24 protein-coding genes are annotated in these 26,088 nt (G+C 64.8%); 10 read left to right on the top strand and 14 right to left on the bottom strand.

Annotated features, from left to right (window positions below; translation table 11 throughout):
• Positions 1-9: 9 nt before the first annotated feature.
• From ACTJK4_RS19600 to ACTJK4_RS19590, 3 genes are read right to left on the bottom strand one after another with little or no spacing between them, the layout of a single operon-like run.
• Complete coding sequence (locus ACTJK4_RS19600) at positions 10-501, bottom strand: aromatic-ring-hydroxylating dioxygenase subunit beta (RefSeq protein ID WP_440077768.1); 492 nt, start codon at positions 499-501, stop codon at positions 10-12.
• A 1-nt stretch (position 502) separates the two neighbouring features.
• Positions 503-1,759 (bottom strand): aromatic ring-hydroxylating dioxygenase subunit alpha, encoded by a 1,257-nt coding sequence (locus ACTJK4_RS19595; protein ID WP_440818729.1) that lies wholly within the window; start codon positions 1,757-1,759, stop codon positions 503-505.
• Between the two features lie 32 nt (positions 1,760-1,791).
• Positions 1,792-2,778: an FAD-binding oxidoreductase gene (locus tag ACTJK4_RS19590; RefSeq protein WP_440818728.1), complete on the bottom strand. Its 987-nt coding sequence runs from the start codon at positions 2,776-2,778 to the stop codon at positions 1,792-1,794.
• Between the two features lie 130 nt (positions 2,779-2,908).
• On the opposite strand from ACTJK4_RS19590, the gene ACTJK4_RS19585 reads away from it, so the two are divergent.
• A complete protein-coding gene (locus tag ACTJK4_RS19585; RefSeq protein ID WP_260803474.1) occupies positions 2,909-3,811 on the top strand; it encodes a LysR family transcriptional regulator in 903 nt (300 codons plus the stop codon).
• 477 nt (positions 3,812-4,288) lie between these two features.
• Here ACTJK4_RS19585 and ACTJK4_RS19580 read toward each other — a convergent pair whose 3' ends face one another.
• The 8 genes from ACTJK4_RS19580 to ACTJK4_RS19545 form a co-directional block, all read right to left on the bottom strand.
• Positions 4,289-5,644 (bottom strand): MFS transporter, encoded by a 1,356-nt coding sequence (locus tag ACTJK4_RS19580; protein ID WP_433868336.1) that lies wholly within the window; start codon positions 5,642-5,644, stop codon positions 4,289-4,291.
• Between the two features lie 162 nt (positions 5,645-5,806).
• Entirely contained in the window at positions 5,807-6,154 is a 348-nt protein-coding gene (locus ACTJK4_RS19575; protein WP_232038923.1) for a cytochrome C oxidase subunit IV family protein, read from the bottom strand.
• A 7-nt stretch (positions 6,155-6,161) separates the two neighbouring features.
• Positions 6,162-6,854 (bottom strand): heme-copper oxidase subunit III family protein, encoded by a 693-nt coding sequence (locus tag ACTJK4_RS19570; protein WP_440818727.1) that lies wholly within the window; start codon positions 6,852-6,854, stop codon positions 6,162-6,164.
• Positions 6,851-7,459, bottom strand: a complete 609-nt coding sequence (locus ACTJK4_RS19565) for a cytochrome c oxidase subunit 3 (RefSeq protein ID WP_440818726.1) — start codon at positions 7,457-7,459, stop codon at positions 6,851-6,853. Before ACTJK4_RS19565 ends, ACTJK4_RS19570 begins: the two co-directional genes overlap by 4 nt.
• Complete coding sequence (gene ctaD / locus ACTJK4_RS19560) at positions 7,456-9,240, bottom strand: cytochrome c oxidase subunit I (protein ID WP_260803467.1); 1,785 nt, start codon at positions 9,238-9,240, stop codon at positions 7,456-7,458. The genes ACTJK4_RS19565 and ctaD overlap by 4 nt, the downstream gene beginning before the upstream one ends.
• Positions 9,241-9,252: 12 nt before the next feature.
• Positions 9,253-10,410 (bottom strand): cytochrome c oxidase subunit II, encoded by a 1,158-nt coding sequence (locus ACTJK4_RS19555; protein ID WP_440818725.1) that lies wholly within the window; start codon positions 10,408-10,410, stop codon positions 9,253-9,255.
• Positions 10,411-10,644: 234 nt separating this feature from the next.
• Positions 10,645-11,157 (bottom strand): hypothetical protein, encoded by a 513-nt coding sequence (locus ACTJK4_RS19550; protein ID WP_316879848.1) that lies wholly within the window; start codon positions 11,155-11,157, stop codon positions 10,645-10,647.
• 97 nt (positions 11,158-11,254) lie between these two features.
• Positions 11,255-11,713 (bottom strand): DUF3293 domain-containing protein, encoded by a 459-nt coding sequence (locus ACTJK4_RS19545; RefSeq protein WP_440077772.1) that lies wholly within the window; start codon positions 11,711-11,713, stop codon positions 11,255-11,257.
• Positions 11,714-11,850: 137 nt separating this feature from the next.
• On the opposite strand from ACTJK4_RS19545, the gene ACTJK4_RS19540 reads away from it, so the two are divergent.
• Positions 11,851-12,306 carry a universal stress protein gene (locus ACTJK4_RS19540; protein WP_024977942.1) on the top strand — a complete coding sequence of 152 codons (456 nt, stop codon included), beginning with the start codon at positions 11,851-11,853 and terminating at the stop codon, positions 12,304-12,306.
• A gap of 105 nt (positions 12,307-12,411) precedes the next feature.
• Positions 12,412-13,107 (top strand): YceH family protein, encoded by a 696-nt coding sequence (locus ACTJK4_RS19535; protein ID WP_316869137.1) that lies wholly within the window; start codon positions 12,412-12,414, stop codon positions 13,105-13,107.
• A 52-nt stretch (positions 13,108-13,159) separates the two neighbouring features.
• Here ACTJK4_RS19535 and edd read toward each other — a convergent pair whose 3' ends face one another.
• Positions 13,160-14,989, bottom strand: coding sequence for a phosphogluconate dehydratase (gene edd / locus ACTJK4_RS19530; RefSeq protein ID WP_316879853.1), 1,830 nt, complete (start codon positions 14,987-14,989; stop codon positions 13,160-13,162).
• 321 nt (positions 14,990-15,310) lie between these two features.
• Here edd and zwf point away from each other — a divergent pair, with 321 nt between their 5' ends.
• Genes zwf through ACTJK4_RS19515 form a run of 3 tightly spaced genes read left to right on the top strand, consistent with a single transcriptional unit; the run spans position 15,311 to position 18,532 of the window.
• The gene (gene zwf / locus ACTJK4_RS19525) at positions 15,311-16,780 is read left to right on the top strand and encodes a glucose-6-phosphate dehydrogenase (RefSeq protein WP_232038932.1); all 1,470 of its coding nucleotides are present in this window, start codon (positions 15,311-15,313) and stop codon (positions 16,778-16,780) included.
• Entirely contained in the window at positions 16,780-17,484 is a 705-nt protein-coding gene (pgl, locus tag ACTJK4_RS19520; RefSeq protein ID WP_260803461.1) for a 6-phosphogluconolactonase, read from the top strand. The genes zwf and pgl overlap by 1 nt, the downstream gene beginning before the upstream one ends.
• Positions 17,465-18,532, top strand: a complete 1,068-nt coding sequence (locus tag ACTJK4_RS19515) for a glucokinase (protein WP_414563138.1) — start codon at positions 17,465-17,467, stop codon at positions 18,530-18,532. Before pgl ends, ACTJK4_RS19515 begins: the two co-directional genes overlap by 20 nt.
• A 19-nt stretch (positions 18,533-18,551) precedes the next feature.
• Here ACTJK4_RS19515 and ACTJK4_RS19510 read toward each other — a convergent pair whose 3' ends face one another.
• A complete protein-coding gene (locus ACTJK4_RS19510; RefSeq protein WP_440077773.1) occupies positions 18,552-19,385 on the bottom strand; it encodes a MurR/RpiR family transcriptional regulator in 834 nt (277 codons plus the stop codon).
• A 215-nt stretch (positions 19,386-19,600) separates the two neighbouring features.
• On the opposite strand from ACTJK4_RS19510, the gene ACTJK4_RS19505 reads away from it, so the two are divergent.
• Positions 19,601-21,325, top strand: a complete 1,725-nt coding sequence (locus ACTJK4_RS19505) for a S53 family peptidase (RefSeq protein WP_440818724.1) — start codon at positions 19,601-19,603, stop codon at positions 21,323-21,325.
• A gap of 61 nt (positions 21,326-21,386) precedes the next feature.
• Here the strand turns inward: ACTJK4_RS19505 and ACTJK4_RS19500 are convergent, their stop codons facing one another.
• Positions 21,387-21,899: a hypothetical protein gene (locus ACTJK4_RS19500; protein WP_440818723.1), complete on the bottom strand. Its 513-nt coding sequence runs from the start codon at positions 21,897-21,899 to the stop codon at positions 21,387-21,389.
• A gap of 238 nt (positions 21,900-22,137) precedes the next feature.
• Here ACTJK4_RS19500 and ACTJK4_RS19495 point away from each other — a divergent pair, with 238 nt between their 5' ends.
• The 3 genes from ACTJK4_RS19495 to ACTJK4_RS19485 all read left to right on the top strand — a co-directional run bounded on the left by ACTJK4_RS19495 (position 22,138) and on the right by ACTJK4_RS19485 (position 25,821).
• Positions 22,138-22,872, top strand: coding sequence for a response regulator transcription factor (locus tag ACTJK4_RS19495; RefSeq protein WP_232038937.1), 735 nt, complete (start codon positions 22,138-22,140; stop codon positions 22,870-22,872).
• 3 nt (positions 22,873-22,875) lie between these two features.
• Positions 22,876-24,192: an ATP-binding protein gene (locus ACTJK4_RS19490; RefSeq protein ID WP_440818722.1), complete on the top strand. Its 1,317-nt coding sequence runs from the start codon at positions 22,876-22,878 to the stop codon at positions 24,190-24,192.
• A 147-nt stretch (positions 24,193-24,339) separates the two neighbouring features.
• Entirely contained in the window at positions 24,340-25,821 is a 1,482-nt protein-coding gene (locus ACTJK4_RS19485; protein WP_414563131.1) for a DegQ family serine endoprotease, read from the top strand.
• Positions 25,822-26,088 lie beyond the last annotated feature (267 nt).

Genomic DNA, 26,088 nt, shown 5'->3' with positions numbered 1-26,088 from the left:
GGGCAGACCTCAGATCGGGTAGATGATCGAGTTGGGGATCATTTCGCTGTCGAACACGCAGGTGCGCGACTTCAGCTTCAATCCCGTTTCGGTGCGGACGATGGTGTCGATATAACGGCCGACGTTGAACACCGTCGACAGCTCGTCGGGCTTGGTGCGGAACACGGCGTAGTTGGCCTGCGCCTCTATGCGGTCGCCCTCCACGTGCGTCACCTCGGGCAGGCCGACCACATGGCGCTGGTAGTACGGGTCGTGGAAGATCGTCTCGGTGATGCCGTAGATGCGATCCTTCAACATGCCCTTGCTTTCGAACGACAGCGTGGCGAGCGGAAAGCCGCGTTCGTAGTTTTCGCGGGGCTGGACCTTGTAGGTGCAGTCGTCGACGAAGAGGTCGGTCCATTGATCCCACGCAGCGTTGTCCACGGCGCTGGCGTAGCGGGTGTAGAGCGCCAGCAGTTGCTGGTAGGTCGGGAAATCGAGCGTGTGAGCGACGTCAGCCATGTCAGATCTCCATCACCTTGCGCCAGTATTCGTACATGCCCCGGATGAGCGTTTCCGTGACCATGTGGTCGGTGTCGCCCACTTCGCGGCCGCCCAGTTCGACCACGGTGCGGTGGCCGGGCTTCTGCTCGAAGCCTTCCTGCGAGAACTCGATGACCTCGCCGTCGTCTGCCGAGACAAAGCCGGCGGGCCCGAACAGGTTGGCCTGGCGCAGGCGGCGCTGCGTCATCTCTTCGGTGTCGTCTTCAAAACCGAAGTGGGTCCAGACGAAATCGAACGAGCCGTGACCGTTGGGCTGGATATGCCGCGTGGACACCGAATTGACCTGCTGCTGGATGATCACGCTCGGGAAGACGGTCATCATCACGGCCGTCGGGCCGTCCCACCAGGGTTCCTGCACCACGTCGAGAAAGCGGTCATCGTGCAGCGTCATCTTCTCTTTGAAGCTGGTGACGCCGCTGGTGACGGCGCTTTTGCCGCCGGTGCCGCGCGTGGAGATCATCGCGGCATGGCGATGCAGCGCATCCATCTTCAGCTCGGACTTGTTGTCGGCACGCCAGAGCCCGAAGGTGACGAACCACGTATGCAGGAGGCCCGGGTGATACGGGTCTTTGATGTTCTCCTGCATCAGCTTCCAGTTGCCCGGAATGCGCTGCTTGTTGTAGCCCAAGATCTTCAGCTTGCGGCCGTCGAATACGCGGTCGAAGTAACCGAGGATGGTGGGCCCCAGAAAGTCTTCCAATGACGGCAGGTCGTGGTCGAACGAGGCAAAGATGACCCCATTGCGCACGGCGACGTTGAGCTGCGTGAGGCCGTGTTCCTTCGGGTCAAAGTCGGCGGGCATGCCGCCCTGCACCTTGCCTTCCGACTTCACACCACGCCGGAACGGCACGCCGATCAGGTTGCCTTTCAGGTCGTAGTTCCACTGGTGGTATGGGCAGGTGAAGTCTTTGCGGTTGCCGGATTTCTCGCGGCAGAAGCGCACGCCGCGGTGCGCGCAGACGTTTTCCACTACGGCAATCGAGCCGTCCGGCGTGCGCGTGACGATCACCGAGCGTTCACCCACCACCGTGCGCTTGAAATCGCCCGCGTTGGGGATCTCCGCTTCCAGGCCGACGTAGCACCAGTGGCCGTTGTAGAACAGGCGTTCGAGCTCGCGCTGGTGGATCTCGTCGTCGGTGTACGCGCGGAATGGAATCCGGCTGCAGCCGTCGTCTTTCCAGACGGGTCTGGAAAACGTGAGGGTCGACTCTTTCATGGGCGTCTCCGAGGTTTGTAATGCGTGCTGCTTCAGACGCCAACGGCGTAGAAGGCATCCGCGTAGATGTGTTCGGGCAGCACGCCGCGCTGGCGCAGCAGCAGGCTCGCGGCGTCCACCATGACGGGCGCGCCAGCCAGATAGGCGCGCCAGCCGGTGAGGCTCGGCCAGTCGCTCGCCACGGCATCGGTGACGACGCCCGAGCGGTAGCGGCGGTCCGTATTCGATGTGGTGATGACGACGTGCGTGTGCAGGTTTGGAAGACGCTCGCGCAGCGCGTCCAGCCAATGCGTGCCGTACACGTCGATGGGCGAGCGCACGCCGAAGTACACGTGCACCGGGTTCGTCATGCGCGCATCGGCCATGCCGCGCAGGATGGACAGGATGGGCGCGAGACCCGTGCCGCCGGCCACGCAAAGGATCGGGTCTGCATTGCGGCGGCGCAGATACGCCGTGCCCAGTGGGCCGCTTACGCGTACATCGTCGCCAACCTTGAGTTCGCTTGCGATATACGAGGTGACGCGGCCATCCGGCACCACACGCACATGGAACTCCAGCGTGTTCCCTTCGTTGGCGACGGCCATGGAATACGGCCGCACATGCTTGGGCGTGAACTGCAGCGTGGCGTACTGGCCGGGCGAGTATTCGAGTGGCTTGGCGAGGTCCAGCCGGATGCGCTTGATGTCGTGGGTCATGTCCTCGATGGACACCACCTTCGACTTGACGATCCTGGCCGCGTGCACAACCACTTCATCGATTTCCGGCAGCTCGATCGCGCAGTCTTCCACCAGCGTGGTCTGGCACGCCAGCACAATCTGGCCGGAAGTCGAGGGGCCGTTCATATCTGCGCCGCCGGTCACGGCCACATTGCCGGACACGACCCGGCAGCGGCACGTACCGCAGCGGCCCGCCATACAGCTGTACGAGATGGGCACTTCGTTGGTGCGAAGGACTTCGAGCAGGTTATCGCCCGAGCGCGCGCTCACGATGCGCTGCAGAGGGGTGACGGTGACGTCCATGCCGTGTCTCCGGGCTAGTCGTTTTTCTGTGTGAACGCATCATGGCTCGCTTGACGACATACATAAATAGAAGCAACCTGATGTGTCATATCACCCGCAGTGATAATGCAAAAACGAGAGGAGACACGCGGTGGAACTACAGGACATCGACCTCAACCTGTTGGTCGTCTTCAATGAGTTGCTTCGGCAACGTCGTGTCTCTGCCGTGGCGGAAACACTGGGCATCTCGCAACCCGCCATCAGCAATGCGCTGAACCGCATGCGCAAGTTGTTTGGGGACGAGTTGTTCATCCGCACATCGAAAGGCATGGTGCCGACACCGTTTGCCGAGACGCTGGCTGAACCCATCGCTTACGCACTCGGGGCGATCTACAACTCGCTCAACGCCACGACCAAGTTCGACCCCAAGACGAGCACACGCGCCTTCACCATCGCGATGACGGACATTGGCGAGATCTACTTTCTGCCCAGTCTGATGCGCCGCCTGGAGAAGGACGCGCCTGGGGTCACCATCAGTACGGTGCGCAACCATGCCGACACGCTGCGCGATGAAATGGAGGCCGGCCGCGTGGACCTCGCCATTGGCTTTCTGCCGGATCTGAAAGCGGGGTTCTTCCAGCGCAGGCTGTTCAAGCAGCGCTATGTGTGCCTCTTCCGCAAGGGCCATCCGCTCGCCAGGAACGGCATGACAATGAAGAGCTTCCTGGAAGCCGAGCACGTGTCGATCGTCGCCGAGGGAACGGGCCACGGCATGGTGGATTCAACGATCCTGCGGGCAGGGATGTCGCGGCGCGTGAGCCTGCGTGTGCCGCACTTCGTGGCGCTGGGGCACATCCTGCAGTCGACCGACATGATTGCGGTGGTGCCCGAGGCCTATGCCACGCGTACGCTCAAACCGTTTGACCTGGCCACGGCGCCGTGCCCGGCCAAGATCCCGGATATCACCATCAATGTGCTGTGGCACGGGCGCAATCACCGCGAGCCGGCCAATCAATGGCTGCGGCAGCTGTTGTTCGAGATGTTTGCCATCTAGGCGGGCCGGCAACGCGTCGGCTTCGTCGTCGGTGAGTATTGGAGCCTCGCGCCTCACCGCCTAACACTCGAATTCCACCTTTGGATCGTGACGCTTCAAGCTCGAACACTGGCGCCCCACCGTCCGAGGGTCGAGCGTCCGGCTCGAACGCTCGAACTTGGCGCTCTGAGGGTCGAACTCCACCGCCAGAGGGTCGTGCTTCACCCTCGAACACTCGACTGCCACGCTCGGGGGCTGAAGTTTCAGTCTCGAACGCTCGAAGGCGACTATCCGAGGCTCGCGCTCCGCTCTAAAACATCCGACCCATCCGTGCTCCGAGGCCTGCATTTCGTTCTGGGATCGGCGAAGTTGTCGCGTTGAGGCTGGCGTTCCGCTCCCGGACGGTCGAGCGCCGCAGTTGGAGGTCGAGATTTTCGACCTCAGACAGTGGAGCTTCACTGTTTGAGGTCCGCAATCCGCTCTCGACGGGCCGGATGCTTAGGTGCCTTCCGACGCCATGGGCAACGCCTGCCCAGCGGCGGAGCGTTTGGCTTGGCTGCCGCATAGGAACATGGCCACCGCCGCAATTGCTGCCGGCACCGCCACGATCAGGAACAGCAGCTGGAACCCGATGTTTGCCGTCAGCAAGACGCCACCCACCAGCGCACCGCACACCGAACCGAGGCGGCCCACGCCCAGTGCCCAGCTGATGCCCGTTACACGGTTGGCAGTGGGATAGAACTGCGCTGCGAACGCATTCGCGCCGATTTGCGAGCCGCTGATGCAGAAACCGACGCCCGTGACGGCAAAGGCGAGCATCGTGCCTTGCGTCACGCCGGTCAGAGCAAGGAATATGGCGCCCAGGCCGTAGGTGCCGCACAGCACGATCGTCGCGGGGTGCCGATCCATCAACCGTCCGATGATGAGCGCGCCGATGGTGCCGCCCACCTGGTACATCACCGCAATGCGCGACGCCAGCGCGAGCGACACGCCACCCGCGTGAATCAGCGTCGGCAGCCAGTTCGTCAACAGATAGACGATCAGCAGGCTCATGAAGAACACCGTCCACAGCAGCAGCGTGCCCGTGCGGAAAGCCGGCAGGAAGAGCTGCCGCACCGGCGACCCCGGCGCCTTGGCTTCATGCAGCGCGAAGCGGGTGTCGGGCGTGACGTCCAATGGCGCAATCCGGTTGAGCAGCTTGCCGACCGCTGTGTTGCTTGCGCCACTGGACACTAAATAGCGCACCGACTCCGGCAATGCAAAGGCCATCACCGGCACCAGCACCAGCGGCACGACGCCGCCGAACAGCAGCACGCTGCGCCAGCCAAAATCGGGCACCAGTTGCGCGGCAACGATGCCACCAAAGCCCGACCCCAATGTGAAGCCGCAGAACATGACGGTGGTGAGGAAGGAGCGCCGCCGCTCTGGGCAGTATTCAGACGTGAGGGCGATGGCGTTGGGCATGGCGCCGCCCAGGCCGAGGCCCGTCAGGAATCGCAACGCAATCAGCGCGCTGACGTTTGGTGCAAACGCCGATGCCACCGTGGCAACGCCAAACGCCGAGACCGTAATCAGCAGCGTGCGCTTGCGCCCGATGCGGTCGGCCAATGGGCCAAAGGCGAGCGCCCCAACCATCAGCCCCGCCAGGCCGGCACTGAACACGGTGCCCAACACGCCGGGGGTGACGTGCCAGTCCTGCACGAGCGCCGGTGCGATGAAGCCGACGCATGCGGTATCAAAGCCGTCAATGGCGACGATGAAAAAGCACAGCGCGACGACGCGCCATTGGAACGCGGAAAAGCGCTGGCCATCGAGCCACGCGCGTACGTCGATGGTTGCAGGGTGGGGCAGCATGGTGTCTCCTCAGTTTTTTGTAGGTGTGCGCTGAAGGTAGCGGGCACCGAGGAGGCACGCCAGTCAGCTGGTGAATGCGCGACATTCACCAGATTGATACTGGACGGAAAAGGTAGGCGTGGCCGGACTGGGCGGCCCGTCAAACGACAGCCGAGAGGCGGCTCAGTGGAAGAACAACATGCGCATCCCGAACGTGTGATGCGCCTCCGCCGCCATCAACACCATCAGCACCAGCAGCGCGAGCGGCGGCATCAGGATCGCGTACACCAGGGCCAGCCGCTCCCACATCATGTGCATGAACACGGAGACGATCAGCCCAGCCTTGGCGATCATCAGCACGACGATCAGCACCCAGCGCGTGAGGCCTTCCACGCGAAAGTAATCGACCAAGTACGACAGCGTGCTGAGCACGAACAGCAGGCCCCAGATTTTCAGGTAGACGCTGATGCTGTGCTGCTGGCCGTGGGTGTCGGGCACTGCTGGCGTGGGAGATGGGTCGGTGTGGTTCATGGCTGCCTCACCACAGGTAGAACAACGCAAAGATGAATACCCAGACGAGATCGACGAAGTGCCAGTAGAGGCCCGCGATCTCCACGATCTGGAAGTTGCCGTGTTCGGCAAAGCCCGGCTGCCGGATCTTGCGTGCGACCAGCAACAGGTAGATCACGCCGCAGGTCACGTGAAAGCCGTGGAAGCCGGTGATCATGAAAAAGCACGCGCCAAACTGCGCCGCACCCAGCGGATTGCCCCAGGGCCGCACGCCTTCGAGCACGATCAGCTTGGTCCACTCGAATGCCTGCAGGCTGACGAAGCAGACGCCGAGCAATGCCGTGGCCAGCATGAGCGCGGCGGCGCGCCTGGCGTTGCGCCGGTAGCCGAAGTTGACGGCCATGGCCATGGTTCCGCTGCTGCTGATGAGCACAAAGGTCATGATGGCGATCAGCAGCAATGGCACCTCCACGCCGCCGATCTTCATGCCGAACACTTCGGCCGTGTTGGGCCACGGCACCGTGGTCGACATGCGCACTGTCATGTAGCCGATCAGGAAACTGCTGAAGACGAAGGTGTCCGACAGCAGGAAGATCCACATCATGGCCTTGCCCCACGGCACCTTGAAGGCTTCGCGGTCGCCAGACCAGTCGCTGACGACGCCAGGCCAACCTTCGGGCAAGGCGTTGGCCGGGTCGGTTGGAAGCGTGGAGTGGCTCATGGCGTGGCTCCGTACAACGGCCCGCAGATGGCGCTGACGAAGGCGGGCGTGATCCACCACATCGCGGCCAGCAGCACGAGCCACACGGCCAGCAGAAAGTGCCAGTACGTCGCGCAGAGGGCAACGGCACGTTGCGTGCGATCGGCGTTGCTGTGCAGGCGCACGACCGTCACCGCCCAGACGACGAGCCCACCGATGACATGCGCGGCGTGCAGGCCGGTGAACACATATAAAAAGCTGTTGGATGGGTTGACCGACACGCCTTGCCCCGTGGCCGACAGTTGTTGCCATGCTGCCCATTGCCCGAACACGAACAGTGCGGCAAGCGCGCCACCCGCGAGCAGCCAGATCGTGCGGCGCGCGTCGGTTCGCCGTGCCAGTTCCGTGGCCACGCTGGCCAGCGCCAGCGCGCCGGTGTTCCACCAAAGCAGGACCGGGTGCGGAACCGGCATCCAATCCGGCTCGCGCATGCGCATGGCATAAGCCAGGATCAGCAGCGAGAACAGCGCCGTCACCACGGCCATGAACACGCGCAGGCCGATGCGCCCGGCGTGCGGCAGTATAGGCGCGGTATCGGGAACAAAGTGGCGGGGAAGGGTCGTCATGTGCGCACCCCGCTGGTGTGGAGGATGTCGGTGCCCGGCGCTGCTTCCGTTCCCATGTGGGGTGCGCCGGTGGGTGGTTCGTTCTGCGGTACGAAGTCATCGGCACGGCCGGGCGGGCTGTACTCGTATGCCCACCGATAGACCACCGGCAGCGTCGGCCCCCAGTTGCCGTGCACGGGTGGCGTCTGCGGCGTCTGCCATTCGAGCGTGGTGGCGCGCCACGGGTTGGCCTCGGCCTTTTTGCCGCGCACGAGGCTCCAAGCCAGGTTGAAGAGGAACAGCAACTGCGCCACGCCCACGATGATGGCGATGACGGTGATGAACGTATTCAGCGTCTGCGCGGAGGGCGGGATGAAGCTGTAGCCCTCATACGCGTAATACCGGCGCGGCATGCCGAGCAAGCCCAGGTAGTGCATCGGGAAGTAGATGAGGTACGTGCCGATGAAGGTGATCCAGAAATGCGCGCGGCCCAGCGTGTCGTTCAGCATGCGGCCCGTCACCTTCGGGTACCAGTGATAGAGCCCGCCGAACACCACCAGGATCGGCGACACGCCCATCACCATGTGGAAGTGCGCAACCACGAAGTACGTGTTGGACAGCGGAATGTCCACGCTGACGTTGCCGAGGAACAGCCCCGTCAAGCCGCCGATCAGGAACGTGCTGATGAAGCCGATGGCAAACAGCATCGGCACGGTCAGGTGGATGTTGCCGCGCCACAGCGTGAGCACCCAGTTGTAGACCTTCAGCGCCGTCGGGATGGCGATGATGAGCGTGGTGGTGGCAAAGAAGAACCCGAAGTACGGGTTCATGCCCGAGACGAACATGTGGTGTGCCCAGACGACGAACGACAACACACCGATGATGACGATGGCCCACACCATCATCCGGTAGCCGAAGATGTTCTTGCGCGCGTGCGTGCTGATGAGGTCCGACACGATGCCGAAGGCGGGCAGCGCCACGATGTACACCTCGGGGTGCCCGAAGAACCAGAACAGGTGCTGGAACAGCAACGGGCTGCCCCCGCTGTGCTTGAGCTGCTGCCCCATCGACACCACAGCCGGTACGAAGAAGCTGGTGCCCAGCGTCTTGTCGAGCAGCATCATGATGGCCGACACGAACAGCGCCGGAAACGCCAGCAGCGCCAGCACGGTCGCCGTAAAGATGCCCCACACCGTGAGCGGCATGCGCATGAGCGTCATGCCGCGCGTGCGCGCCTGCAGCGTGGTGGTCACGTAGTTCAGACCGCCCATCGTTGCCGCCACGATGAAGATCGCCAGCGACACCAGCATCAGCACGATGCCCCATTCGGTGCCGGGCGTGCCGGGCAGGATCGCCTGCGGCGGATACAGCGTCCAGCCTGCGCCGGTGGGCCCGCCCGGTACGAAGAAGCTCGCCACCAGCACCAGCACGGCCAGCAGATACACCCAGTAGCTAAGCATGTTCAGGAACGGAAACACCATGTCGCGCGCGCCCAGCATCAGCGGGATCAGGTAGTTGCCGAAGCCGCCCAGGAACAGCGCCGTGAGCAGGTAGACCACCATGATCATTCCGTGCATGGTGACGAACTGGTAGTAGTGGTTGGCGTCGATAAAGGCGAACTTGCCCGGAAACCCCAGCTGCAGCCGCATCAGGTTCGACAGCACGAGCCCCACCAGCCCGATGGCGATGGCCGTGAGCGAATACTGCACGGCGATGACCTTGTGGTCCTGGCTCCAGACGTAGCGTGTCCAGAAGCTTTGCGGTGCGTGATCCTGGCCGTGGTCGGCGTGTGCGTAGGACATGGTTTCTCCTCGCTACGGTTTTGCAGCGGTCGCCGCAGCGTCGGCACCTTGCGCCTTGATGTACGCCACCAGCGCTGCGAGCTCCTGCTCGCTCAGGTCGAAGTTCGGCATGATGGGCGCGAAGCCTTTGACCACACGCGCTTTCGGATCGCGGATGAAGGCGCGCAGATAGGCTTCATCGGCCACCGCGGTCGAGCCGTCGGCCATGGTCTGGGTGGAGCCGTACAAACCCTTCCATGTCGGGCCGACGCCTGGGCTGCCATTGACCGAGTGGCAGGCGACGCAGCCCTTGGCCTGCGCGAGCGTGTGGCCTTGTTCGGCCAATGCCTGCGCGCTGCCGCCGGCAGCGGCGGAGGCGGCCTGCACCTTGGCCTTCTGGCTCTGCTCGAAGGTGGTCTGCTGTGCGAGCCAGCGTGCAAACGATGCCTCGTCTTCCACGACCACCACACCGCGCATGTTGGAGTGCCCGATACCGCAGAGCTGCGCGCACAGAATGTCGTAACGCCCCGCCTTGGTGGGCGTGAACCAGAACGTGGTGATCATGCCCGGCACCATGTTCATGCGCGCGCGGAACGGCGGCACATAAAAGTCGTGCAGCACATCGCGCGAGCGCGCCAGCACCTGGATCGGGCGGTTGATCGGCAGGTGCAGTTCGGGGGTTTCGATCAGGTAGTTGTCGCGCCCGTTCGGGTCGGCCGGGTTCATGCCGAACGGGTTGTCGTTGCTGATGTAGCGCACGTCGGTCGTGCCGAGCTTGCCGCCGGGGCCGGCAAAGCGGAAGCGCCATTGCCATTGCTGGCCGAGCACTTCCATCTGCAGGGCGTTCGATGGCGGGCGCACGTAATCGGCATAGACGAACAGGCCGGGCGCCAGTAGCGCCGCCACACCCACCGTGGTGACGCCGATCAGCCACCATTCCAGTCGCGTGTTGTGCGGCTCGTAGGCGGCGCGCTGGTTGGGTTGGCCATCGCGATGGCGATAGCGCAGGAGCGCTGCAACGACGAAGAGGTTGATGGCGACAAACAACACGCCGGTAATGACGATGGTGATCGTCAGCGTGTCGTCTATGCGCACCCAGTTGGAGGCGATCGGGGTGATCCACCACGGACTGGCAAAGTGAAACCCCACCGCCAGCACGACGATCAGCACGAGCGCAATCGCAAGGGCCATGGGCACCTCCCGGCGAGGGATTCCCTCAACACGCTAAAGACAGGCTAGGTCGCGCACCCGGATCGTGCAAGGCAACGTAAGGACGAGGCGCACCGCGCGTGCGGATCGCGCCAATGCGGCATCTGCGTGCTGCGCCGCAATGCAAAGCGGCCGCCTCCGGCATGGGTTGCCAGAGGCGGCCGCCTCCTGATGGCGCCGCTCAGCTTGCGGCGCCGCAGGAAAAAGGTCGAGGGATCAGTGCATCGGTTCGCCCACGCGCCGCTCCAGCATGCCGTAGGTGATGGCCGCCGCCACCCCGAACAGCAGGTTGGCCAGTAGCGGCCCCGAGCCGCGCTCCGACACAAACCAAGGAAACACGGCCGTCATGCCGTAGAAGTTCACCACGTACGCCACGATCCCGAAGACCACGCCAACGGCTGCGAGCATGCCGGGGCTCGAGTCGAAGTGGAACGGTGCGATGATGGCCCCAAGGATCATCCCCATGATCGCGCCCAGCACGAAGTGCAGCACGAGCGCCGTCGCCACGATGCTGTAGCTGAACAGGGACATCTCTTCCAGCGCGCCCCGGCCCATGACCATGGCGGCGATCTTGTGGGTCGGGCGCCATGGGCTTTCATTGAGCACCATGGTTGACCAGAAGAACTCCAGCACGATGACCAGTGCGCCGCCCACGAGGCCTGCCACGCTGGCGGCGAGCCAGTCCGGCATGCGGCGCTCCCAATGATGCGATTGCATGTGCAGTTCCATACAAACCTCCTGCTGATGTATCCACGCAAGCACTTAGGAATCGGAAGCGCCACTTAGGGTGCTGCAAAGCGCTGTCTGCCAAGTGCCCTGTGCAAAATCAGTCTGGCAGATACGGGTGCCAACGCAAGGTACAAAATCCGTGCGCATCGCACAGCACTACGGCGTTCTGCTCGAACGTGAGCATCAGGGTGTCGGCGACGGCCTCGTCTTCAATGAACAGCAGCAGGCTCGGCTCGGGCGGCCACGGGTTTGCCGGGGAATCTTCCGGTGGCCCGCCTTCGCCATCGAGCCACGGCATGCCGCGCGCGATGGCCCAGGCGAGCAGTTCTGCCTGGCGCGCAGCGTTTTCATCGGCAGACACCGGGTGGGAGAACGGCTGATGCGCCGTCACGAAGACGGCCCACGGTGCGTTGGCTTGCGCAAGCAGAGCCGCCACGCATGGGTTGACGGCATCGACGCGCAGCAGCACGTCGCCTTCCGGCGTGCTGACGCGATACCGCGCGCTGCGGTAAGCAGCAATCAACTCGGGCGGAGGGGCGGGCGGATGGCGGTGCATTGTTGCGTCGCATGGTCGCGGCCATCTGATCTGGCGCAACGCAAAAGGGCCGTGGATGTCACAGAATAGTGCGTAGGCGGCCATGTTGCTGCCCCGGCACAGTATTCCGACAACCACTCCCCTGCGAGGCTTGAACCATGTACAAGAAGATCCTGGTCGCCATTGATGGCAGCGAAACCAGCAAGCTGGCCCTGGCCGAGGCCGTGCGCCTGGCCAAGGCATTCCAGAGCACTGTCCGCGCGGTCTATATCGTCGACAGCCCTGCCATGCTGTTCGACGTCGGCTATTACGACCCGACCGAGCTGCGCAAGTCGTTTATCCAGGCCGGCACCGCGTTGTTGGCCGACACCGCCGCAACGCTGACCTCTGCCGGTTTGCAGCAGGAAACGGTGCTGGTGGAAACGCAGAACGTGGGGGAAGATGTGGCCGCCGCTCTGCAAGGCGAAGCGGTGCGCAGTGGCGCCGATGTGGTGGTGATCGGCACGCACGGCCGCCGTGGGCTGGCGCATGCGATGCTGGGCAGCGTGGCCGAGAAGTTCATCCGCCAGGCGACCACGCCGGTGTTGTTGGTGCGCGGTCCGGCCAAGGGCTGAGTTTCGCTTGCTGTTGCGCAGGCAGGGTCGCTTGCCTGCGCGTGGCGGATATGATGCTGGGATCCGATTTGCCCCAACCCACAGCGTATCCGTCGCCGTCCCATCATGAACATCCATTCCGACGCTCCACAGCGTCGCGCCATCCGCACCCTGACCGCACTTGAAGGACGCGTGCTCGGCGTTCTGGTCGAGAAGCAGCACACGGTGCCCGACACCTACCCGCTAACGCTCAACGCGCTGGCGGCCGGCTGCAACCAGAAGACCGCACGTGCGCCCGTCATGTCCGTGACCGAAGCCGAGATACTCACGGCCATCGACGGGCTGAAATCGATGAGTCTGGTCATGGAAGGCAGCAGCAGCCGCGTGCCGCGCTTCGAGCACAACATGAACCGCGTGCTGGCTGTGCCGAGCCAATCGGTCGCGTTGCTCACGGTGCTGCTGCTGCGCGGCCCGCAGACCGCAGCCGAGCTGCGGCTGAACGCAGCGCGGTTCCACGCCTTTGCCGATATTTCATCCGTTGAAGCGTTTCTGGACGAACTGGCCGAGCACGATCCGCCCTATGTGGTGAAGCTGCAGCGTATGCCGGGGGAGCGCGAAAGCCGCTGGATGCACCTGCTGTGCGGTGAAGTTGCGCAGGCCGATATGCGGCAAGGCGGCGTTGACGAGTCCATCGCGCCGTCCGAGTTCGAGGCGCTGAAGGCGGAGCAGAAGGCGTTGGCCGACAAGGTGGCCAGGCTGCAGGCGCTCGTCGAACAGATGGCCGGTGAACTGGGCATCTCGATCGACAAGTCGATGCTGTAGATGTAACTAGCCGGCCGAGGCATCGGGCCTCGACCGGTAGATCGTCTTCGGCTTATGCGCCTGCCGATACGAACAACGTGCAGGCACCTTCTTCCGCCGCCGACACATTGCGGCGGAAGCCCGAGAACAAGTCCCGTCCAACGCCGGCGTGGTAGTGCGAGAGATCCGGCGTGCTGACCTGGCGGGCTTTCCACTCCGCCTCCGGCACGCGCACTTGCAGCGTGCCCGCTTCCGCATCCAGCACGACGATGTCGCCATCGCGCACACGCGCCAGCGGCCCACCGTTGAGCGCTTCCGGCGTGATGTGGATGGCGGCCGGCACCTTGCCCGACGCGCCCGACATGCGGCCGTCCGTCACCAGTGCGACCTTGAAACCGCGCTCCTGCAGCACCGACAGCGTTGGCGTGAGCTTGTGCAGCTCGGGCATGCCGTTGGCGGCCGGGCCCTGATACGGCAGCACAGCCACGAAATCGCGCTCCAGTTCACCGGCCTTGAATGCATTGATCAGATCGTCCTGCGCGAGGAACACGCGTGCCGGCGCTTCCACAAAGCGATGTTCCGGCTTGACCGCCGACACCTTGATGACCGAGCGCCCGATATTGCCGTCGAGCACGCGCAGGCCGCCGTCGGGCGAGAACGGCTCGGCCACGCCGCGCACGATGTTGGTATCGAGCGAGGCGGCGGCGCCATCGCGCCACACGAGTTTGTCACCGTCCAGGAAAGGTTCTTGCGCATGGCGGCGCAGGCCCTTGCCCATGATCGTCGTCACGTCGTCGTGCAGCAGGCCGGCATCGATCAACTCGCGAATCACGATGGACAGGCCGCCCGCCGCCTGGAATTCGTTCACATCGGCCTTGCCGTTGGGGTACACACGCGCCAGCAGCGGAATCACGCCCGACAGATCGTTGAAGTCGTCCCACGTGAGCAGGATGCCGGCCGCGCGCGCCATCGCCACCAGGTGCAGCGTGTGGTTGGTCGAGCCGCCCGTGGCCAGCAGGCCGACGATGCCGTTGACGAAGGCGCGCTCATCCAGCACGTCGGCGATGGGGGTGTATTGGTCGCCACTGAAGACGAGCTTGAGCGCCTGGCGCGCCGATTCACGCGTGAGCGCCTCGCGCAGCGGCGTGTTCGGGTTGATGAAGGCGGTACCCGGCAGGTGCAGGCCCATCACCTCCATCAGCATCTGGTTGGAGTTGGCCGTGCCGTAGAACGTGCAGGTGCCGGCACCGTGGTACGACTTGGATTCGGCTTCCAGCAGGTCGGCGCGCGATAGCTTGCCCTCGGCGTAGAGCTGGCGCGTGCGGGCTTTTTCATCGTTGCTGATGCCGGTGGTCATCGGGCCGGCCGGCACGAACACGGCGGGCAGGTGGCCGAACGACAGCGCGCCGATCACCAGTCCCGGCACGATCTTGTCGCACACGCCCAGGTACAGCGCCGCATCGAACATCTGGTGCGACAGCGCTACTGCTGTCGACAAGGCAATCGTGTCACGCGAGAACAGCGACAGCTCCATCCCGTCCTGCCCCTGCGTCACGCCATCGCACATGGCCGGCACGCCGCCGGCAAACTGTGCGGTGCCGCCAGCGTCCAGCGCGGCCTGCTTGAGCCACGCGGGAAATGCCTCCAGCGGCTGGTGGGCAGAGAGCATGTCGTTGTACGCCGAGACAATGCCGAGGTTCGGCCGCTCCAGCGCTTTCAGGCGGATCTTCGCTTCACCCGGCATGGCCGCAAAACCGTGGGCGAGGTTCGTACACGAGAGGAGCGTACGCTCGACCCTGCGGCCGGCATTCTTGCGGGTGACGTCCAGATAGGCCTGGCGGGGGCCGCGGCTGCGGTCGATGATGCGCTGGGTGACGGCGGCCAAAGTGCGGTGCAGGGCCATGCGGGTTCTCCTGGGGGGTAGGTCCGGGCAGGACGGAATGCTGTAATTTTCCTACAAATGCGCCGAATGTGGTGCAGGGTTTTCCACAGGTACCGCATCCGATGCAGCGCCCTTAACACGGGCGAGCACGCGAATTGCGTGCCAGAAGGCGCGCCAAAGCAGGTGCCCCGCGGCAAAAGTTTCGCCGGAAACGCTTGCCGGGGCAGTTTCATGAATGCCTTGCCCGCGATGTAGTAATACTACAAAATGAGCTAAAAACACGTGTTGTCTTGCTAGTCAGCTAGGCTAGCCTAATCGATGGCTCACACACAGGAGATGACGATGTCGGTGCCCGCATTCGACATGGTGTTGTTCGGCGGTACGGGCGATCTTGCCCGCCGCAAGCTGATTCCGGCCTTGTTCGATGCGCATCAGGGCGGCGAACTGCACCCGCGCGGGCGGATCTTCGCCATCGGCACGCAGCCGCTGGAGACCGCCGGCTACCTTGCCCTGCTGGAGCGTGAAACGCGCCCGACCATGCGCCTGTACTCCGGGGCGCCCGTCTCAGACGACGCCTGGGCTTCGTTTGCCGAGCGCATCGTTTATCAGCAGGTCGACGCCCGCAAGCCCGAGCAGTTCGACGGGCTGGCCGCCGCGCTGGGCGAGGACCGCGCTCCGGTAACCGTGTGCTACTTGGCCACCGCCCCTGGCTTCTTCATCGACATCTGCGCGCAGCTCGCCCGTGTCGGGCTGAATACGCCGAATGTGCGGCTGGTGCTGGAAAAGCCCCTGGGCACCGATCTCGCGTCGAACGAGCGCATCAACTCCGCCGTGGCGCAATTCTTTGCCGAAGACCAGATCTACCGGATCGACCACTACTTGGGTAAAGAATCCGTCCAGAACCTGATGGCGATCCGCTTTGGCAACGCGCTGTTCGAGCCGCTGTGGCGCCGCGAATGGATCAAGGACGTGCAGATCACCATTGCCGAGCAGTTGGGCGTGGAAAAGCGCGGTGACTTCTACGATGGCGTCGGCGCGCTGCGCGACATGGTGCAGAACCACCTGCTGCAACTCCTGTGTATCGTCGCCATGGAGCCGCCGTCGAGCCTGTCGCAAGACGCCATCCGCGACGAAAAGCTGAAGATTCTCAAGGCGCTCAAGCCGATTCCGCTGCAGGAGGTGCCGGAAAAGACCGTGCGGGGCCAGTATCAGGAAGGCGCCATCGCCGGGCAGCCGGTGCAGGGCTATCTGCACGAGCAGGGCATTCCGCCCGACAGCCGAACCGAAACGTTCGTCTCGATCAAGGCGGAGATTGCCAATTGGCGCTGGGCCGGCGTGCCGTTCTACCTGCGCACGGGCAAGCGCATGCCGCAGCGCCTCGCGGAGATCGTGGTGCGTTTTCACGATGTGCCGCACGCGCTGTTTCCCAAGCCGCTGATCCAGTTCCCGGAAAACCGTCTGGTCATCCGCCTGCAGCCGGAAGAAAGCATCCGCCTGCAGTTCCTGACCAAGACGCCGGGCGCGGCGCTGGGCTTGCAGCCGTCCACGCTGGATCTGGACTTTACCGACCACGGCGGCGTGCGCCATGCCGGCGCGTATGAGCGTCTGCTGATGGACGCTGTCAACGGCAAGCTCGGCCTGTTCGTGCGCCGCGATGAGCAGGCCGAAGCCTGGCGCTGGGTCGAGCCGATCATTGAAGCGTGGAACGAAGCGCGCATTGCGCCCAAGGGTTACACCGCTGGCAGTTGGGGGCCGGCGGCATCGAGCGCGCTGCTCTCGCGCGACAACGCCGCCTGGCACGAGGAGATGTAATGGCGATGCGCTGGCACGCAGTTCCGGACGCCGCTGCGCAGGTGCAAGCGCTGGCAGCGGCCGTTGCCAACACGCTCACGCATGTGATCGAGGAACAGGGCAGCGCGTGCCTGGCTGTCTCTGGCGGGCGTTCGCCCATCGCGCTGTTTGCCGCACTGCGCGTGTTGCCGCTGCGCTGGGCTGATGTGTCGATCACGCTGGTAGACGAGCGTGCCGTGCCGCCCGGGCATGCCGACAGCAACGCGCGCCTTGTCCGCGAGCACCTGTTGCAGGATGCCGCGGCTGCGGCGCGCTTTTTTCCGCTGGTGTTGTCACCGCATGTGCATGGCGAATCGGTGGACGTGGATGCATGCGTGGCAACTGCCAATGATCCGTTTCAGCAACCCGACGTAGTGATTCTCGGCATGGGCGACGACGGGCATACCGCATCGTTGTTTCCCGACGCGCCCGAATTGAACGAGGGCATCGATCGCACGCAGGCGCCGGCCTATCTGCCGGTGCGCCCGGGCACAGCGCCGCATCGGCGTATCAGCCTGAATCTGTCTGCGCTGTGTGCGGCGCGGCGGTTGTTCCTTTCGATCTCCGGGCCGGTCAAGCGCGGTGTGTTCGACGATGCCGCGCGAGGCGTGGCCCAGCGCGCGCTGCCGGTGAGCTACGTCATTCATCAGCGGGAGGTGCCGCTCGATGTCTATTGGACTACATGAGGTGAACGCGGGCACGGGGGCCGACCAATTGGCCGATGCGCTGGCCTACCCGCGGCTGGTGGCCGACGTGGGCGGCACCAACGTGCGCTTTGCGCTGGAGATGGCGCCCATGCGCCTGGCCCACATCGGTGTGCTGGCCGGCGATGACTATCCGTCGCTGGAAGCAGCCATGCGCGCGTACCTGGCATCGCTGCCGCCGGAAATCGCAACCGCTGGCGTGCGCCATGCGGCCATCGGCATCGCCAATCCGGTGCTGGGTGACCAGATCCGCATGACCAACCGCGACTGGGCGTTCTCAATCGAGGCGATGCGCCAGTCGCTGGGCTTCGACACCTTCGTCGTGCTCAACGACTTTGCCGCGCTGGCGCACGCGTTGCCGTATCTGCCCGCAGACGAGCTGGAACAGGTGGGCGGCGGCGCGAGCCTGGCCGATGCACCGCGGGCGCTGCTCGGCGCCGGCACGGGCCTGGGTGTCGCATCGCTGCTGCCGACGGCCGAGGGCCGCTACATCGCCGTGGCAGGCGAGGGCGGCCATGTCGCCTTTCCGCCGATGAACGACGAGGAAGCCGTCATTTGGCGCTTCGCACGCGAGCGCTTCGGCCATGTGTCGGCCGAGCGGCTGATTTCGGGCATGGGTCTGGAGCTGATCTACGAGGCGCTGGGTGCGTGCTTCGATCTCTGGCAGCAAGGCCCAACGTTGCGCCGCGCGGCCGACATCACCGCCATCGCGCTGGGCGAGATGGAAGATGCCGCTGGCGACCACGCGCGCTGCCGTTATGCCGTCGATACGTTCTGTGCGTTTCTCGGCACCATCGCGGCCAACCTGGCGGTCACGCTGGGTGCGCGCGGGGGCGTGTACATCGGCGGCGGCATCGTCCCGCGTCTGGGGCCGGCGTTTGCCAACTCACCGTTCCGGCGCCGCTTTGAAGACAAGGGCCGCTTCTCGGCCTATGTGGCGTCGATGCCGGTGTACGTGATTCATTCCCCGTACCCGGGGCTGATCGGCCTCTGTGCTGCCATGGACCACGCGGTGGCGCAGGGACACTGACGCTGCGTTGGCGTTGGTGTTACTCGGGTTGATCGGCGTGCTGGAGTGCGCTGCCCTTGCGCAGCGCCACCTCCAGCACCAGCGCATCGAGCAGCGCCAGGTGCAACAGGCGCGCGACCATCGAGCGGTCGGCCACGGCATCGTCCACGTCTGCGGGCAGCACCACATCGGCGAGTGCCGCGAGCGGGCTGCCGGGCGCAGTCACGGCAATCACGCGCACGCCCAGTTCACGCACGCGCTCCACCGCCGTCTGCAGTTCGGGCAACGCGCCCGATTTGGAAATGGCGATCACCACGTCGCGCGCCTGCAGCACGTTCAACGACATCGACACGAGATACGGATCGCTATACGCATTCGCGGGAATGCCGTAGCGGAAGAACTTCGTCTGCGCATCGAGCGCCACGACGCCTGAACTGCCGAAGCCGTACAGGTCGATGCGGTGGGCGCTGTCGACCAGCGCAACCGCCGCATCGAGCGTGCGCGGGTCGAAGCGGTCTTGCAGCGTGGTGAGCGAATCGATGGCGTTTTGCAGGACGCGCGTGCCGGAGGGAGACGCGATGCGCGCCGGTGCAGCATCGCGGGCGACGTTGCCTTGCGCGAGCCGCAGCTTGAAATCCGACAGGCCATGGCAGCCCATCGAGCGGCAGAAGCGGATAACCGTGGGCTGACTGACACCGGCCTCGCGCGCGATGGCGGCCACCGGCAGGCTCAGCACCGTACCGGGCTGGCGCAGCACCCAGTCGGCCACCTGGCGTTCGGCCGGAGAGAGCGACGGGCGCGCCGCGCGGATGCGCTCGCGCAGGTCGGTCGGTGCTTCAGGTTTGGCGGAGGAAGTGGCTTGCTGGGCGCTCATCTGCGCGCGGGTTCGAATGGTGGACCGCATCACGATAAAGGCAAGCGCAGCCGTACGCAACCGCCCGGCGAGGGGTTGCTAGATGCAGCGCGCTCCGAGTGCAACTGCCTGTTTTTGCACTGTTGCGAGGGCAGCGGGTTGGATACGGTGAACGACGCCCACGTCGTCACAAGCGGCGTGGTCCTGCAACGTCGTACTCCTCAAAAGGACATCCGATGCTCCGTACTGCTCTCCCCATGCAGCGTTTCTCCAACCTGTGCCGCCATCTGCCGTATGCATGGCCGCTGGTGTTTGCGGCCGGGCCGCTGCATGCTGCCACCGATTGGGTCGACACCCACACCAAGGCGTTCGTGACCGGCCCGCAGCTCATGGCGCGCGGTGCCGCTAACGAGGTCGCACCGGGCCAGGCGACCGACGTGCTGATCAGCCTCAAGCTGCGCAACGAGGCCACGCTGAAGACGCTTGCCCACGACGTCAACGACCCGCGCAGCCCGCGCTACCGCAAGTACCTGACGAGCGAGCAGTTCCTGGCCGACCACGCGCCCACGCAGGCGCAGGTGGATGCCGTGGTGCGCTATCTGCGGCAGAACGGTTTTATCGATATTGACGTTGCGCCCAACCGGTTGCTGGTGTCGGCGCGCGGTACGGCCGGCACGGTCAAGGCGGCATTCAACACGCCGCTGGTGCATTACCAGCTGACCGGCCGCAGCGGGTTTGCGAACAGCGGCAAGGCGCAGGTGCCGCGCGCCCTGGGCGGTATCGTCGGCTCGGTGCTGGGCCTGCAGAACGTGGCGCGCGCGCGTCCGTTGCTGCGCGTGGGCGATGTGGCCGAAGCGCGCACGCTGGCGGCCGGCACCGCAACGGGCCACTACCCGAAGGAATTCCCGGCGCTGTATGGCGCGACCGGCGTGCCGACGGCGGCGGGCACCACCGTTGGTGTCATCACCATCGGCGGTGTATCGCAAACGCTGCGTGACTTGCGGACGTTTACGAGCAACAACGGCTACGCCACGGTGTCCACCACCACGATCAAGACGAACGGCACCAGCGGCAACTACACCGATGACCAGGAAGGCCAGGGTGAGTGGAACCTCGACAGCCAGTCCATCGTGGGTGCGGCCGGCGGCGCGGTCGGCAAGCTCGCCTTCTACATGGCCGACCTGAATGCGCCGGGCAACACGGGCTTGACCAAGGCTTTCAACAAGGCGGTGACCGACAACACCGCCAAGATCATCAACGTGTCGCTCGGCTGGTGCGAGAACGACGCCAGCGCCGATGGCACGCTCGACGCCGAAGAGGCCATCTTCACCACGGCCGCCGCGCAGGGGCAGACGTTCTCCGTGTCTTCGGGCGACGAGGGCGTCTACGAGTGCAACAACCGCGGCTATCCGGATGACGGCAACTACAGCGTATCGTGGCCGGCATCGTCACCGCACGTGCTCGCCATTGGCGGCACCACGCTCTACACGAGCGGATCGAGCTTCGCCAGCGAGAGCGTGTGGAACGAGGGGCTCGACGGCAACGGCAAGCTCTGGGCCACGGGCGGCGGCATCAGCCAGATCCTGCCGGCGCCGAGCTGGCAGGGCGGCAATGCGCGCCTATTGCCCGATGTGTCGTTCGATGCGGCGCAGAGCACCGGCGCCTACATCTACAACTACGGGCGACTGCAGCAGATTGGCGGTACGAGTCTCGCATCGCCCATCTTCGTCGGCTTCTGGGCACGGCTGCTGGCGGCCAACGGCAACCTGGGCTTCCCGGCGGCGCGCCTGTACAGCGCCATTCCGGCCAACGCGTCGCTGCTGCGCTATGACGTGGTCTCGGGCAACAACGGCTACCAGGGCTACGGTTACAACGCCGCGCAAGGCTGGGACTACCCGACGGGTTGGGGCAGCCTGAACATCGGCGCGTTGAATCAACTGATCAAATCGGGCGGATTCTGACGCGGGAGTGAGTTTGCGGGCGGTTTTGCACAAAGCGCGAGCCGCCCGCCCAGCCGTACTGCTACAGATGCTTGCGGACATCGGACTGGCTCATGTTGGCGAACTGCCGGAAGGCATCGGTGGGCACTTTCGTGACTTCGCGTATCAGGTTCAGTAGGTCAGTGCTGACGTTCCATGACGTTTTTCCCATTGTGTACGGCGTTTTCTTCGTATCGGCGGTGCGCGGCAAAACCCCCATCCAGCCGAGCACCGAGGAGCATTTGACGCAACACGGCTTGTCGGTGCAGTCGAGCGTGAGGTTGCGCGAATAGGTCAGGAATGTATTCAGGTCCTTGTTGCAGACGTCGGCCCACAACTGGTGCAGGGCGTCCATTTCTGCGTGCCCGTGGCCGTTGCCAGTCTTGCCCTCGATAGAGCCGCCGCTGTAATGCAACGTGACTGTGCACTCTTCTGAGCCATCACCCGGGTCATTGGTTTTGACTGCCTGGAAGTTGCCGAAGCCTTCTTGCAGGAAGGTGATTGCGATTTCCCCATTGCCTTTCTTCAGAGTTTGGTCCGAGAGTCTGCGTGGCATCTTCGTTCTCCATTGACGTTAAGGCGCATGACGCTGCAGTACGCCTACGACGTCATCGTGGCACTCGCCTCTGGACGCAAACAGGTGCCAAGCGTCACGACATTGGCACGGGCCGGCTTCCATGGGGCGGGTGCACCGACAGCGCTATGATGCGTTCGGCGGTGAGGGCGGGTGGCATGGATGCATGCCAGGGCGTAGGCTTCAGCGTAGGTTTCTCGAATACCCCAGGTAGACAGTGATGCGTGTGCTTCTCGTAGAAGACGACGACATGATCGGCGACAGCGTGCGCAAGGGTTTGCGCCACGACGGTTTCGCCATCGATTGGGTGCGCGACGGCGAGGCTGCCGTGCACGCCGTGACCGCCCCCGGCGCTGCCGGTGCAGAATCCGGCACCACCATGTTCGATCTCATGCTGCTCGACCTCGGCCTGCCCAAGCGCGACGGGCTCGACGTGGTGCGCGAGGTGCGCCAGCGCGGTATCGCCATCCCCATCCTGATCCTCACCGCGCGCGACGCCGTGGCCGACCGCGTGGCCGGTCTCAATGCCGGCGCAGACGACTACCTGGTCAAGCCCTTCGACCTGCAGGAACTGGCTGCCCGCATGCATGCGCTGTTGCGCAGGCAAGGCGGCCGTGCCGATCCGCTCATGCGCCACGGCGAGGTGCTGCTCAACCCCGTCACCCGCGAGGTGCTGCGCGCGGGGGTGCCGGTCAAGCTGTCGGGCCGCGAGTTTGCGGTGCTGCATGCGCTGCTGGCGCGGCCGGGCAAGGTGTGGTCGATCGCACAACTGCAGGACAACCTCTACGGCTGGGATGAAGAGGTCGGCAGCAACACGGTCGAGGTCTACATCCATGCGCTGCGCAAGAAGCTCGGCAGCCATTTCATCCAGAACATCCGCGGCGTGGGGTATGTGATTCCACGTGAGGCGGCAACGTCGCCTGTGGAACCTGCCGGCGACGACGCGCACCAATAACCCATGCAATCGATTCGTAAAACCCTGCTGTGGTGGCTGGCCGGCGGCCTGCTGGCGGGCATTGTCATCGCCACCGGCCTGATCTACGCGCAGGCGCGCCAGGAGGCCAACGCGCTGTTCGACTACCAGATGCAGCAGGTGGCCGCCGCCTTGCCGAGCCAGTGGATCGACCCGCCGCCGCCGGCGCTGGCCGGCATTGCGCGTGACGACGATGTCGTGATCCGCATCTGGGACGGCACCGGGCGCAGCCTGTATCTCTCGCACGCGCGTCCCGATCTGCCGGACCAGGCGGAGCTGGGTTTCTCAGACGCGAATACGCCGGAAGGCCCATGGCGCATCTACAGCGTTGCGTTCGGGCCCGCCGTGGTGCAGATCGCCCAGCCATACAGCGCGCGGCACGAGGTGGCGGCGCGCATGGCGCTGCGCACGGCGGCGCCGCTGCTGATCCTGTTGCCGCTGCTGGGCTGGATCGTGTGGCTTGCCGTCGGGCGTGGGCTGGCGCCGCTGGGCTCTGTGGCCAAGCAGGTGCAGGCGCGTGATGCGGCCGCGCTGTCGCCGTTGCCCACGCAGGGCCTGCCTGACGAGATCCGCCCGCTGACGAACGCATTGAACGATCTGCTTGCGCGACTCGGCACCGCGCTCGCGCACCAGCGCGCGTTCGTTGCCGACGCCGCCCACGCGCTGCGTACACCGTTGGCCGCCCTCAAGCTGCAGTTGCAGGTGGCCGACCGCGCCGAGAACGAAGACGAACGCCGCGCCGCACATGCTGATCTGCATCGGGGTGTGGAACGCATGATCCGTCTCGTCGGCCAGTTGCTCACGCTCGCGCGGCAGGAGCCTGGCGCCGCCGATACGCAACGCGCATCCGTTGCGCTAGACGCCGTGGCGGCCGACGTGGTTGCCGAGTTGTCGCCGGCGGCAGTGCACAAGGGCATTGATTTGGGGATTGCGGTGGAGTCGCAGCCGGCTTCGGTCATGGGCAATACCGATGCGCTGCGTGTGCTGCTTGTGAACCTTGTCGACAACGCGTTGAAATACTGTCCGGCCGGGGCGCGCGTCGATGTGTCGACGGCACATACGCCAGACGGTGGCGCGCAGCTCGTGGTGGAGGACAACGGCCCCGGCATCCCTGCGGAAGAACGCGAACGCGTGCTCGATCGCTTCTATCGGCCTGCGCAGGCGCCCACGGGCGGCAGCGGCCTGGGGCTCGCCATCGTCCGCGAAATTGCGCAGGCGCACGACGCCGCCCTTGCGCTGGAAGCGCGCGAGGGTGGCGGCTTGCGCGTGGTGCTGCGCTTTCCATTCAAGGCCAGCGCGTAGAAACATTTTGTTTCGTGTGATGCGCGCGTGCGCCTTGCACCTTTAAGTCTCGTTTAAGTCTGCCCGCCTACGATGCCTTCAACCGATGGGCACGACAGGCGACTCCGCAGGCCGTGACCCTCGTGCTCAGCAAGAGAGGACACGACAATGACGCGTCAAACCCTGGCACGCAGTGCGGCTGGCCTGGCCGCTGTGGTCGCCGTTGCAGGCGGCTATGCCTATCTTCAAAAAGACATGATTTCGCGCGCGGTGGCAGCACCCGTGGCCACCGCAGCGGCAACCACCGCGCCCGCTCCTGGCGCAGCTGCGGTGGCTGTTGCGGCGCCCATGGATTTCTCCGGCATCGTCGATCGCTACGGCCCGGCGGTGGTCAACATCAGCACCACCGCGCATGCGCAGCGCACCAGCATGCAGGGTCTGCCGCCCGGCATGAGCCCGGATGATCCGTTCTCCGAATTCTTCAAGCACTTCATGCCGCAGATGCCGCAGCAGCGCGGCGACCAGATCGTGCGCGGTCTGGGCTCGGGCTTCATCGTCTCGGCCGATGGGCTGATCCTGACCAACGCCCACGTGGTGGATGGCGCGCAAGAGGTCAACGTCAAGCTGACCGACCGCCGCGAGTTCAAGGCCAAGGTGCTGGGCGTCGACAAGCAATCCGACGTGGCAGTGCTGCGCATCTCGGCCAAGAACCTGCCGGTGGTGCAAATTGGGAGCCCAGCCAATACCAAGGTGGGTGAGCCCGTGCTGGCCATCGGTTCGCCGTACGGTTTCGAGAACACCGTCACGGCGGGCATCGTGAGCGCCAAGTCGCGCTCGCTGCCGGACGATACCTATGTGCCGTTCATCCAGACCGATGTGGCCGTGAACCCCGGCAACTCGGGTGGCCCGCTGTTCAACCAGCGCGGCGAGGTGATCGGCATCAACTCGCAGATCTACAGCCAGACCGGCGGCTACCAGGGCTTGTCGTTTGCCGTGCCGATCGATGTGGCGATGAAGGTGGAGCAGCAGCTCGTGTCGACCGGCAAGGTCACGCGTGGCCGCCTGGGCGTGGCGGTGCAGGAGGTCGACCAGTCGCTTGCCGACTCCTTCAAGCTGCCCAAGCCCGAAGGCGCATTGGTCAACTCGGTCGAAGACGGCGGCCCCGCAGCCAAGGCAGGCCTGCAACCAGGCGACGTGATCCTGCAGATTGGCGATGCACGTATCGACCGGTCGGGTGATCTGCCCGAACAGGTGGCCGACATCAAGCCTGGGACCACCGTCCCGCTGCAGATCATCCGCCAGGGCAAGCAGACCACGCTGACTGTGACCGTGGGTGCCGCCAAGGACGCCAAGGTGGCGTCCAGTGAAAAGGCTGCGCCCGACCAAGGCCGTCTGGGCTTGGCGGTGCGTCCGCTGCAACCGGAAGAGAAGCGGCAGAACGGCCTGCCTGGCGGCCTCGTGGTGATGGACGTAACCGGCCCGGCGGCCAAGGTCGGCATCCAGCCCGGCGACGTGATCCTGTCGCTCAACGGCACGCCGGTGTCATCGGTGCAGGAGTTGCGCACGCTGGTGGATCGCGCCGGCAAGCATGTCGCGCTGTTGGTGCAGCGTGACGATACGAAGATCTTCGTGCCGGTGGATCTCGGTTGACGTAGACCTCGGCGCTGCATCTCCTCGAATAGCCGGTCCCAAGGGGCCGGCTTTTTTTTGTCTTGCCGGCCCTACGCCTTTGCCGGGAAAACCCTGCCTTGACTTCTAATATATCAATTAATAGATTTTGATATATCAGAAATTGGCTCCCTGCGGACATGCCTGCTCGCAACGATGCAGTCCTCCGGTAGATGCCAATACAAAAAGCAGAGAGGAGACGCATGCAATACCCCCGCCACCGGCGGTGGGCGCCAACACGCGCCCATA

Origin of the sequence: Ralstonia sp. 22111 (assembly GCF_052045895.1) — a bacterium.
In the GTDB taxonomy this organism is placed as follows: domain Bacteria; phylum Pseudomonadota; class Gammaproteobacteria; order Burkholderiales; family Burkholderiaceae; genus Ralstonia; species Ralstonia wenshanensis.
The sequence above is the reverse complement of the archived record's forward strand: the minus strand, read 5'-3'. Positions and strand labels throughout refer to the sequence as shown.

Excerpts from the sequence above, each read along its gene's own strand:
- ACTJK4_RS19575 (WP_232038923.1), bottom strand. The coding sequence starts at position 6,154 with ATGAACCACACCGACCCATCTCCCACGCCAGCAGTGCCCGACACCCAC.
- ACTJK4_RS19570 (WP_440818727.1), bottom strand. The coding sequence starts at position 6,854 with ATGAGCCACTCCACGCTTCCAACCGACCCGGCCAACGCCTTGCCCGAA.
- ACTJK4_RS19565 (WP_440818726.1), bottom strand. The coding sequence starts at position 7,459 with ATGACGACCCTTCCCCGCCACTTTGTTCCCGATACCGCGCCTATACTG.
- edd (WP_316879853.1), bottom strand. The coding sequence starts at position 14,989 with ATGGCCCTGCACCGCACTTTGGCCGCCGTCACCCAGCGCATCATCGAC.
- ACTJK4_RS19490 (WP_440818722.1), top strand. The coding sequence starts at position 22,876 with ATGCAATCGATTCGTAAAACCCTGCTGTGGTGGCTGGCCGGCGGCCTG.
- ACTJK4_RS19540 (WP_024977942.1), top strand. The coding sequence starts at position 11,851 with ATGTACAAGAAGATCCTGGTCGCCATTGATGGCAGCGAAACCAGCAAG.
- ACTJK4_RS19485 (WP_414563131.1), top strand. The coding sequence starts at position 24,340 with ATGACGCGTCAAACCCTGGCACGCAGTGCGGCTGGCCTGGCCGCTGTG.
- ACTJK4_RS19505 (WP_440818724.1), top strand. The coding sequence starts at position 19,601 with ATGCTCCGTACTGCTCTCCCCATGCAGCGTTTCTCCAACCTGTGCCGC.
- ACTJK4_RS19495 (WP_232038937.1), top strand. The coding sequence starts at position 22,138 with ATGCGTGTGCTTCTCGTAGAAGACGACGACATGATCGGCGACAGCGTG.
- ACTJK4_RS19550 (WP_316879848.1), bottom strand. The coding sequence starts at position 11,157 with ATGGAACTGCACATGCAATCGCATCATTGGGAGCGCCGCATGCCGGAC.
- ACTJK4_RS19555 (WP_440818725.1), bottom strand. The coding sequence starts at position 10,410 with ATGGCCCTTGCGATTGCGCTCGTGCTGATCGTCGTGCTGGCGGTGGGG.
- ACTJK4_RS19510 (WP_440077773.1), bottom strand. The coding sequence starts at position 19,385 with ATGAGCGCCCAGCAAGCCACTTCCTCCGCCAAACCTGAAGCACCGACC.
- ACTJK4_RS19535 (WP_316869137.1), top strand. The coding sequence starts at position 12,412 with ATGAACATCCATTCCGACGCTCCACAGCGTCGCGCCATCCGCACCCTG.
- ACTJK4_RS19600 (WP_440077768.1), bottom strand. The coding sequence starts at position 501 with ATGGCTGACGTCGCTCACACGCTCGATTTCCCGACCTACCAGCAACTG.
- ACTJK4_RS19580 (WP_433868336.1), bottom strand. The coding sequence starts at position 5,644 with ATGCTGCCCCACCCTGCAACCATCGACGTACGCGCGTGGCTCGATGGC.
- ACTJK4_RS19545 (WP_440077772.1), bottom strand. The coding sequence starts at position 11,713 with ATGCACCGCCATCCGCCCGCCCCTCCGCCCGAGTTGATTGCTGCTTAC.
- ctaD (WP_260803467.1), bottom strand. The coding sequence starts at position 9,240 with ATGTCCTACGCACACGCCGACCACGGCCAGGATCACGCACCGCAAAGC.
- zwf (WP_232038932.1), top strand. The coding sequence starts at position 15,311 with ATGTCGGTGCCCGCATTCGACATGGTGTTGTTCGGCGGTACGGGCGAT.
- ACTJK4_RS19595 (WP_440818729.1), bottom strand. The coding sequence starts at position 1,759 with ATGAAAGAGTCGACCCTCACGTTTTCCAGACCCGTCTGGAAAGACGAC.
- ACTJK4_RS19590 (WP_440818728.1), bottom strand. The coding sequence starts at position 2,778 with ATGGACGTCACCGTCACCCCTCTGCAGCGCATCGTGAGCGCGCGCTCG.
- pgl (WP_260803461.1), top strand. The coding sequence starts at position 16,780 with ATGGCGATGCGCTGGCACGCAGTTCCGGACGCCGCTGCGCAGGTGCAA.
- ACTJK4_RS19515 (WP_414563138.1), top strand. The coding sequence starts at position 17,465 with ATGTCTATTGGACTACATGAGGTGAACGCGGGCACGGGGGCCGACCAA.
- ACTJK4_RS19500 (WP_440818723.1), bottom strand. The coding sequence starts at position 21,899 with ATGCCACGCAGACTCTCGGACCAAACTCTGAAGAAAGGCAATGGGGAA.